We start from the raw sequence: 9,287 nt of genomic DNA, 5'->3' as shown, positions 1-9,287 counted from the left end.
TTTTCAAAAATATTTTTTTTGAACTTTTTGCTTTATTACTAATCACTAATCCCTATTAACTAATGACTTTCTCAAAGCGGGTGCAAAAGTAATACTTTTTTCTAAACCACCAAAATTTTCTGAACTTTTTTTTCAAAAATATTTTTTTGAACTTTTTGCTTTATTACTAATCACTAATCCCTATTAACTAATGACTCTCTCAAAGCGGGTGCAAAAGTAATACCTTTTTTGATATATCCAAAATAATTTGATGAAATTTTTTACAAAATCATTACCAACAAAAATAAAAAACTGAAAAACAGATAATTAATCTTTGACAATCTTACTAAAAAATATTCTATTATTTTACTTAACCATCAAAACTGCCACAAATATACAAAAAAAAGCCTCTTTTTTTATAGAGGCTTTTTTTAATGTTGTTATGAAAAACTTACTTTTACTGTTTTATTGCTACAAGTAGGGGAAACTTTCTCACTTCCTGTTGTAGGATAAAACAAGTATTCGCTGATTTGTTCCATTCTACCTGATAGGTTTTTCCTACAGAAACAGATACTTTAAGCGTTTACCTACCTCCAAACGCTAAACTTTATCTCCTACTTTTATTGTATATGGATTACCTCCATTAGAATTATTAGTTATAGAGATTGTCCCTTCCTGTGGTGTAAAATTTCTCACATATTCTTGATGTCTATTACAGAGCTTTTAAGCTAACGCCTTTTATATTTTATCAAGGAGTATCATCTGTATCCCAAATATGTTTTTGAATTTTTGCAACTTGTTTACCTTGGTTGTAAATATATTTTGTTGTCCAATTTCCTTTTTCATCAAAAACATACTTATATATCAAATCTAACAACTCCCCGAAATATTGTCCTTTGGCAGAAATCATATTTCCCTTAGGATCATATTTAAAAACGACCTTATCTGCACCACTCTTATACTCAGATAAATTTCCTTGTGTGTCATAAACATAGTTAAAAATAAATTCGCCCCCCTCTACAATATCTTCAAGAATTACCTTTACCAATCTTCCTTTAGAATCATAAATAAAATCATTTTTTCCTTGCTCTCCATAGCTATCTAAAAACACTTCTGATATAATATTTCCTTTGCCATCATATTGATAAGTAGAACTTTCTGCAATTTCTTCAGTAAGAAGATTTATTCGTCTTTTGCGAACTAACTTTCCTTTACTATCATAGAAATATTCAAACACATCATTTTCTCCTATTTGACGTTTTACCTCTTTTTCGCCTTGATAGGTAATTTTTACAGATTCTCCTCCTCTTACTGGTGAAATAGAAGAAATATTTCCGTCTTGGTTAAATTCATAGTAATAGTTAGGTTTAAGTTCTCCTCTATAATCCGCATATCCTTCAATAATGTTATAAGTAGAAGGAATGTTAGGAATTTGTCCCTCAGATGTGATATAAAATTCTTTAAAAAAAAGGACTTCCTTTAACTTTTAATCGTTCTAAATCAGAATTCTGTCCGTACCCCAAACTAACTACCATTAAACCAATTACTATAACTATTTTTTTCATTTGTTTTTAGTGTTAATTATAAATTAGATTATTGTTTAAACATAAAGGATAAACGTATTTAATCATTTATCCTTTATAATAACGTTTATGTGTTATGCGCCAGCTGCTGCAATGGCTCCAATGGCTCCTACCACAAAAATAAGGATAATTAGACCTATTAATGAGATTACAAGTCCTGCAATAGCCAAACCTTTAGGTTTTCTGGTTATTCCAACTCCTGACAGAATTAACCCTAAAGCCCATAATATCCAACCTAAAACGGGTATCCATCCTAAAAATAAACCTAACAAAGCCAAAACAAATCCAGCAATACCTATTCCATTGCTTTTATTTTCAGCTTGTTGAACAAAAAAAACTTGTTTTTCAGAGTTTTGTTGCGAATTTTCTTGCATTTTATTTAACTTTTTAATTACCCCTACTCTATTACAGGCTTTTCAGGTTACGCCTTATTTATTATCTGTTTTATCTTTTACATCCCCGCTCTACGAGCTGCCCCTTCAAAGGGGCAATAGCAGTGCAAACGGCATTTATAATTGTTAATTATTCTTTAATGAATTTGTTAATTATTTTTTATTCAAATTCAGTATCCACCCAAGCTCTACCCAAGGTGTATCCAAGCTATGCTTTTCATTCTTCTTTTATATATTTTTAACACTTTCAGTGGTATTAGCAGGTAGGTCTGTGGCTCGTACTACAATCTTGTCGCCCGAAAGGTCTGCATTGGTTTGCGTAGCGGTATAGACCCAATCCAACCCATTATCCACTGCATTGCCTTCTTCCACCAACGAACCATCGGAATTGTAAATATGTACCGTTACCGATGCTACTTTGAAATCATCATAGGCTCTAACTTTGATGGTATCGCCTACCTGACCCGCATAGTCCGAAAGGTCAATCTGCTCAATCTTTGGGGCTTGTAACATATCAGCAACTGCCACGTTATAGGCTGTGACTCCTTGCTTTTTATCGGCCACTGATTGATATTGCTCCTTAACCTCAGGATTTTTGAGTGCTGTTTTGGCATAAATTGTTGCCTGTTGAAATTTTACTATCTGCTCCTTTACTTTTTCAGAAGTAATGGTTTTCTTAGTAGGTTTTTGCGAAACTATGGTCTTTCCGTTACGCTGACTGAACACCAGCATATTACCTACTTTTCCGCTTAGTCCGTGTGTGATGATGTTGTTTTTAGATTCTGCCATTGCTTTATGTTTTTTTATTAATTTCAGGAAGTTAGGGGATTAGGAAACTAGGATATTAGAAATTAAGATTTTTAGGAATTAATAGAAAACGTCCCTTTAAAGGAAATAAAAAATCCACTTGATGAAGATTGCTCTCCATCAAGCGGATTTATATCATAAGGTGTAGTAACTACACTATTTTGGCTGTTTAAGTGCTGTGCTGTGCTGTGCTGTGCTGTGCTGTGCTGTGCTGTGCTGTGCTAAGGCACGTACAAATATACTGATTTTATGTGAATTACACAAGTTTTTCATAGTATTTTTATGCTGTTTTAGTATGTTGAGTTAATTGTATGCGGGGGCAAATGTATAAAAATTTATATTATAACAAAATTATAACGTTAATTTTAACATAAAAAAACGTAAATATAGAGATAATATAGCTAACTTCATATAAATTGTCACACCCTAAAATCCTCCTTTGAAGGCGGTGTCCGAAGGACGGAGGATGTTTCTTAGATTATACATCCCCCTACCCCCTTCAAAGGGGAATCAGTACGACAAACTATTCTGGATTAGCTATGAAACCAAAATATTAAAAAAATCCGTTTAAAGTTAATAATAAACGGATTTTCTGTTCTGATTAAAAAGAATACTTCATTGAAAAGTTCCAAGTGCGTCCGAAACCAAAATACACGCGATTCCGTGTATCTATTCCTTTATAAACTTCACTATTAGCAGTCGTATGGATATTATCCTGTGATTCAGCAATGTAGTACGTATCAAGTAGATTGTGTACGTTAATACCGAAAGTCATTGTATGTCTTTTAAACAAAGGTAATTTGTAAGATGCTGAAAAATCAAACAAGTTATAACTTGGAAGCCTTAAAACTCCTTTGGAAGCCGTGTCATTACTACTGAATGTATAGATATCAAAATCTGAATACAACTGATTGACATAATGCCAATCAACATTAATATTCAATTGCTTGAGCGGGGTAACAATCACACCAATATTAGCCGTCATCTGTGCGGTACCTCCCACTTTCACTTTATCTAGCAAAAGAGGTAATCTGTTTGATTTAGCTCCTGAAAGAATATGAGGTTTTCTATCTGCTATTCTGTACGTTTGTGCTTCTGCATTTCCCTCATAGTACCAATTACCTAAGGAAGCCATCGCACTAAACTTCAAATATTTATTATATTTATAAAGCAATTCTAATTCGATTCCCTGATGAAGTTCGTCCAAATTTGAAATTTCAGCATAATAGCGTGTTTTGTTAGGGTCAATATCTGTAAGGTTATCTTTTCTTATGTATCTATCGTTCCAAGTTGTTCTGTAGATATTGACTTTTGCATTAAGGTTTTTCAGCCTAAGTCCGTATCCTAATTCAATTCCTAATACCTTTTCATTCACATTGTTAGAAGCCGGATAATTGAGCCCTCCTCTATAAACCGCATTGAAGTTTGGTTGTTTTTCATAATATCCAACATTCGTAAATACGTTGTGATTTCCTATATTATGATTAACCCCTACTTTAAGATTATATCCTAAAAATGTTTCGTAGTTCGTTTTCTGTGGAAGATAGATATTCGTTCCTTCAAGCAATGTCCCTTCAGCTAAAAAATTATCTGTTCTTTTATAACCTTTATTCGATATAGAACCTTGAACGAAAGCAGATAAATTTTCTTTGGAATACTCCAACCTACCAAAAGTTCCTGCCCAAAATATCTGTCCCACATTGTTATAAAAAATAGTATTCGCCACGTCATCTACTTTGGAGAAGAAAAGATTATAAGTTGGATAATTAGCATTTACAACAGATACATAATTATCCAATTTCAAATTTTTATTTGAATCATCTTTGTAGAATTTAGCTCCAAGTAAGTCGCTTAACATCGCATAATGGTAACCTTTGTAATATCGACCATCAATTCCTATGTAAAATATTAAATTATCAGAAAGTTTGTGATTAAAATTTGTTAAGATGCCGTACCAATCGTGTGAATTTATTCGTGCTGTGCGAATAAGAGTACTTTCATTAATGTTTGCTCCTTTGTTTGCTTCTGCAATAGCATCAAAATCATACAACCCTGTTTCAACATTTCTGAAAGACTCGAAATCTCTTCCCTGAACAGAACCATAATTCAATGTTCCAGAACCTCTACCAAATGAAGTATATGCAGTCGTATTGATCATTGTCTTGTCTGACAGATTCCAATCCCAATTTAGCATTATAATTGGTTTATGATACACATTTCTGTACACATTGTAATCTTTTCCCATTAGGCTTCCCATATCACGATTGTATTTTCTATCGGGATTTCCGTTAGTTCCATAATGTAGAGCATCTGATATTTTCACGTAAGAAAGTCGCTGATTGTGCCACTGAGGAGAGCCTGTCATCATCAGCTGAAAATTATGTTTAGCTGAAGGAGTATATCCAAAAGCTAAGTAATAGTTATAGCCTTCAAATTCAGTACCTCTTACATATTTATTGCCTGATGTTCTTCCTATAAGAATAGAAGTCGAAAAACCTTTTTCGTTTTTCCCTGTATTATACATTGCAGAAGTTTTAACTGCATAATCATTTCCTACGGAACTTAGTATCGCTCCCCCTTCATTCAAATTAGGCGAACGTGTAGCAATGTTAATAGTCCCTCCTACAGAAGCTATGGCTAATTTGGAAGCTCCCAATCCTCTTTGCACTTGCAAAACCGAGGTTACATCGGCAATACCCGTCCAATTACTCCAATAAACTTTGTCGTTTTCCATATCATTGATAGGCACTCCATTTACCATCACAGCAATATTTTCACTTGTAAAGCCACGAATACTGGTTTTGGAATCTCCAAAGCCCCCTCCCGATTTCGTAGCATAAACCGAAGGTACTTTGTTTAGTATTTCTGATAGTTCTTGATTGCCTAATTTCTCAGTTATTTCCTGAGAGAAGATTGTTGAAAGTGCAACAGGCGTTTTTCTTTCCTGTGCCATATCTAACAGATTATTGTTCACAATAACGTTTGTGAGTAAACAAGCATCTGTTTCTAATTCTATTACTATTGGTTGTGTTTTTCTTAAAATTCGGAATTGTACTTCTTGAGAAATAAAACCCGCATATGACACCTCAAGTATTCCTAACCGAGAAGGAACCTCCAATAAAAATTCTCCTTTTTCATCTGTTGAAACTCCCATAATGTTGCCTTTCAGAAGTACACTGGCACCTGATAATGGTTGTTTGCTTTCTTCATCAATTACTTTTCCTTTTACAAAATTCTGAGCATAAGCTATGCTTGTGACTATTAAAAATAGCACTAACGAGTGTAGTAGTCTGTCTCTCATCTCTCTTAATTCATTATATCTTTCCCGTTACAAATTTTCAACTTTTATTAAGATATTCACGTTAAAAAATAGTTAATATTTTAGGAAACTATAACTTTTTATAAATAAAACACCTTTACAAATGAAAAATATTTCATAAAAAGAAGAGAAACAATATTTTACAAAAAACTCATAATCAAATTGCTTATATTAAACGTTCATCATTTTAACAATAAAAAAAGCCACTTTTAAAAAGTGGCTTTTTTTTGAAAAATTTATCTTTTTTCTAGAAAGTATATCTAAGTCCAAAACTCCAAGTTCTTCCAGAACCGAAATAAACTCGATTTGATGTATCAATTCCTTTATAAAGATTATTAGACTGATAATCACTGAACTGTTTTTGTGCTGTTCCTTTAACTGCATCATCTTTAAAATCTGCTAACGTTTTAGCATATCTGTTATCATAAGACTCTGCAATGTAGAGCTTATCCAATACATTGTCTACATTAACTGAGAATGTAATAGATTGTTTATCAACTAAAGGTAATTTGTAAGAAGCATTCAAATCAAACAAATTAAAACTTGGTAATTGCAATGCACCTCTGTCCGCTGCTGCCTGAGTTGTAAAATCAGCTACGTTTAAGTTCGCATACAAATTATTTACATATCTCCAGTCAACATTGAAGTTTAATCCTTCAATAGGTGTAATGGTGGCACCTAAAGAAGCCGTTTGTTGTGCAGAATCACCTACTTTCACTTTATCCAAAAACAAAGTGATTGATTCAGCACTACCAGCAGGAACTACGTTTCCTTGTCCGTCAATAGGCTCGTTACTTTCATTATACAAACTTCCTAGAGCATTTCCTTGATAGAACCAATTTCCTAAAGATAATGAACCTTTGAAACGCAAATAATCCGTTACTCTAACATCTGTTTCTAATTCAATTCCTTGGTGAATTTCCTCCACACCAAGTATGTTAGCGTAAGCACGAACACCATTAACATCATTTGATTTTCTTACAAAGCGATCTTTCCAAGAAGTTCTATACACATTCAAGTTTACATTTGCAAAACTTGATTTAAATCCGTATCCAGCCTCAACACCAAAAATCTTCTCATTAGTTAAATTAGGATTTAAGAAATTTCTGTTGTTTGTATATACAGCATTGAAAAAAGGTTGTTTTGAATAGTAACCAATGTTAGCAAAAACATTATGTTGCTCATTAATGTTGTAATTCGCTCCTGCTTTGATATTGTATCCCAAAAGATCTCTGAAACCTGTTTTTCTTTCCATTTTTGTCATAGGATTTCCTCTAACAGCCTCAGTACCTGGTTTTAAAAATTCGTCAATACGTTGAAATTCTTGTAGGGAAGAAGAACCTTGTACAAAAGCAGAGAAATTATCATCAGAATATTCCAATTGAGCAAAAAGACCAGCCCAACGTACCTCACCATCATTGCTATAAGCTACACGATTTTCTATTGGCTCTATTTTTCCTCCAAAAGGATTGTAACTTGGTTTATCGTTTACAACTCTTGATACAGTATTGGCTCCAGTCAAATTTTTATTTGAAGAATCTGTATAAGAAGAAGCTCCCCATAGATTTGTAAGTGACTGATAATGATATCCGTAGTAATATCTTCCATCAAGTCCAATATTTACAGTAAATCTGTCGTTAATTTTATGATTGAAATTTGTCAAAACACCATACCAATCGTGTGAATTTACACTTGCTCTCCTTACAAACCCTTCATAAACATTATGTTTTCTATTATCTGGATCTGTCACCTCTCTGGCTAAACCTAACTTGTTTGGTGTATTAATCTGTTTTATCTTATGCTTTGAAGAAATATCCTCCCCTTTGTTATAACTACTAATAGCATCAAAATCAATAAGTCCTTCTGATGTTCTTATATTTGAAACTCTTGTTGTCTCAGGGCTATATCGTCCTGTCCTTCTATCTTGTCTAAAACCACCTGTCCAAGCAGATCCTAAATCACCCGTTCCAAAACCACGTCCGAAAGAAGCATAAACCACAGTACTCAAAGTAGATTGTTGAGTGACATTCCAATCCCAGTTAAGCATCATCACTGGTTTGTGATATGCATTACGACGATTTGAATGTACCTCTCCATTCAAATATCCCCAATCAGAATTATATTTTCGATTTGGTTTTTCAGGTGAGCCTCCGTATTTTATTGCATCAGCAATTGACACTGATGACGAACGTTGATCGTGCCATTGAGGAGCCCCTGTTATCACAAATTGTAAATTGTGCTTTTCAGATGGTGTATACCCTAATGCGAAAAAGTAATTATATCCTTCAAATTTTGTAGCATCTGCATATTTCTCACCCCAACTACGGCTGAACAAAACAGATGAAGACCAACCTTTTTCACTTTTTCCCGTATTATAAGCAACAAGTCCCTTATACTCATTATTTCCACCATTGTTTCCATAACCTGCATAAGCAACCCCTCCCTCAGGCATATCAGATGCACGAGTAACCACATTAATAGTACCACCAACTGAAGCGATTGCCAATTTTGAAGCTCCTAAACCTCGTTGTACTTGCATTGCTGAAGTTACATCTGAAAGACCAGCCCAGTTACTCCAATACACACGACCATTCTCCATATCATTCACAGGAACACCATTAACCATTACAGCAATATTCTCATTGGCAAAACCTCGAATATTAATTTTGGCATCACCAAAACCTCCTCCACCTTTGGTAGCATATACAGACGGAGTTCTGTTCAAGATTTCTGGAAATTCTTTGTTACCTAATCTTTCAACAATTTCCGCTGCCTTGATGGTTGAAACTGCTACAGGTGTTTTTCGCTCTTTAGCAATATCTAATAAAGAACTTCCCATAACTACAACTTCACCTAAATTCTGAGCATCAGGTTGTAAGACGATTCTCACATTAGCTTTTCCTCCTGATAATGTATAATTTACCCTTTGAGTTACAAATCCTATGTAAGAAATTTCTAAAGTTCCCGAATTAGATTCTACTTGTAAGGAAAATTTTCCGTCCATATCGGAAGAAGTTCCTTTGGTAGTCCCTTTTATTAACACGTTCGCCCCTGGAAGAGGTGTGTTAAGTTCCCCATCAATGACTGTACCAGTTACAACTCCTTGTGCGTAAGTCATTGCTGATAATAAAATTAAGGCTAAATTTAAAACCCAGTTTTTCATTTTTCTATGTGATATAAAAGTTAGTTTATTAGGTTGCAAATTTG

At 33.8% G+C, this 9,287-nt stretch carries 5 protein-coding genes; all 5 read right to left on the bottom strand.

Annotated elements, in window-relative coordinates; genetic code table 11:
* Window positions 1-727: 727 nt before the first annotated feature.
* The 5 genes from YW9_RS13145 to YW9_RS0108435 all read right to left on the bottom strand — a co-directional run bounded on the left by YW9_RS13145 (window position 728) and on the right by YW9_RS0108435 (window position 9,243).
* Entirely contained in the window at window positions 728-1,216 is a 489-nt protein-coding gene (locus YW9_RS13145; protein WP_018279746.1) for an RHS repeat domain-containing protein, read from the bottom strand.
* Between the two features lie 420 nt (window positions 1,217-1,636).
* A complete protein-coding gene (locus tag YW9_RS0108450; protein WP_018279745.1) occupies window positions 1,637-1,936 on the bottom strand; it encodes a hypothetical protein in 300 nt (99 codons plus the stop codon).
* 246 nt (window positions 1,937-2,182) lie between these two features.
* A complete protein-coding gene (locus tag YW9_RS0108445) occupies window positions 2,183-2,743 on the bottom strand; it encodes a hypothetical protein (RefSeq protein ID WP_018279744.1) in 561 nt (186 codons plus the stop codon).
* A 619-nt stretch (window positions 2,744-3,362) separates the two neighbouring features.
* The gene (locus YW9_RS0108440) at window positions 3,363-6,062 is read right to left on the bottom strand and encodes a TonB-dependent receptor (protein WP_018279743.1); all 2,700 of its coding nucleotides are present in this window, start codon (window positions 6,060-6,062) and stop codon (window positions 3,363-3,365) included.
* A gap of 265 nt (window positions 6,063-6,327) precedes the next feature.
* Complete coding sequence (locus tag YW9_RS0108435; RefSeq protein WP_018279742.1) at window positions 6,328-9,243, bottom strand: TonB-dependent receptor; 2,916 nt, start codon at window positions 9,241-9,243, stop codon at window positions 6,328-6,330.
* Window positions 9,244-9,287 lie beyond the last annotated feature (44 nt).

This window comes from Capnocytophaga cynodegmi DSM 19736, from assembly GCF_000379185.1.
In the GTDB taxonomy this organism is placed as follows: domain Bacteria; phylum Bacteroidota; class Bacteroidia; order Flavobacteriales; family Flavobacteriaceae; genus Capnocytophaga; species Capnocytophaga cynodegmi.
The sequence above is the reverse complement of the archived record's forward strand: the minus strand, read 5'-3'. Positions and strand labels throughout refer to the sequence as shown.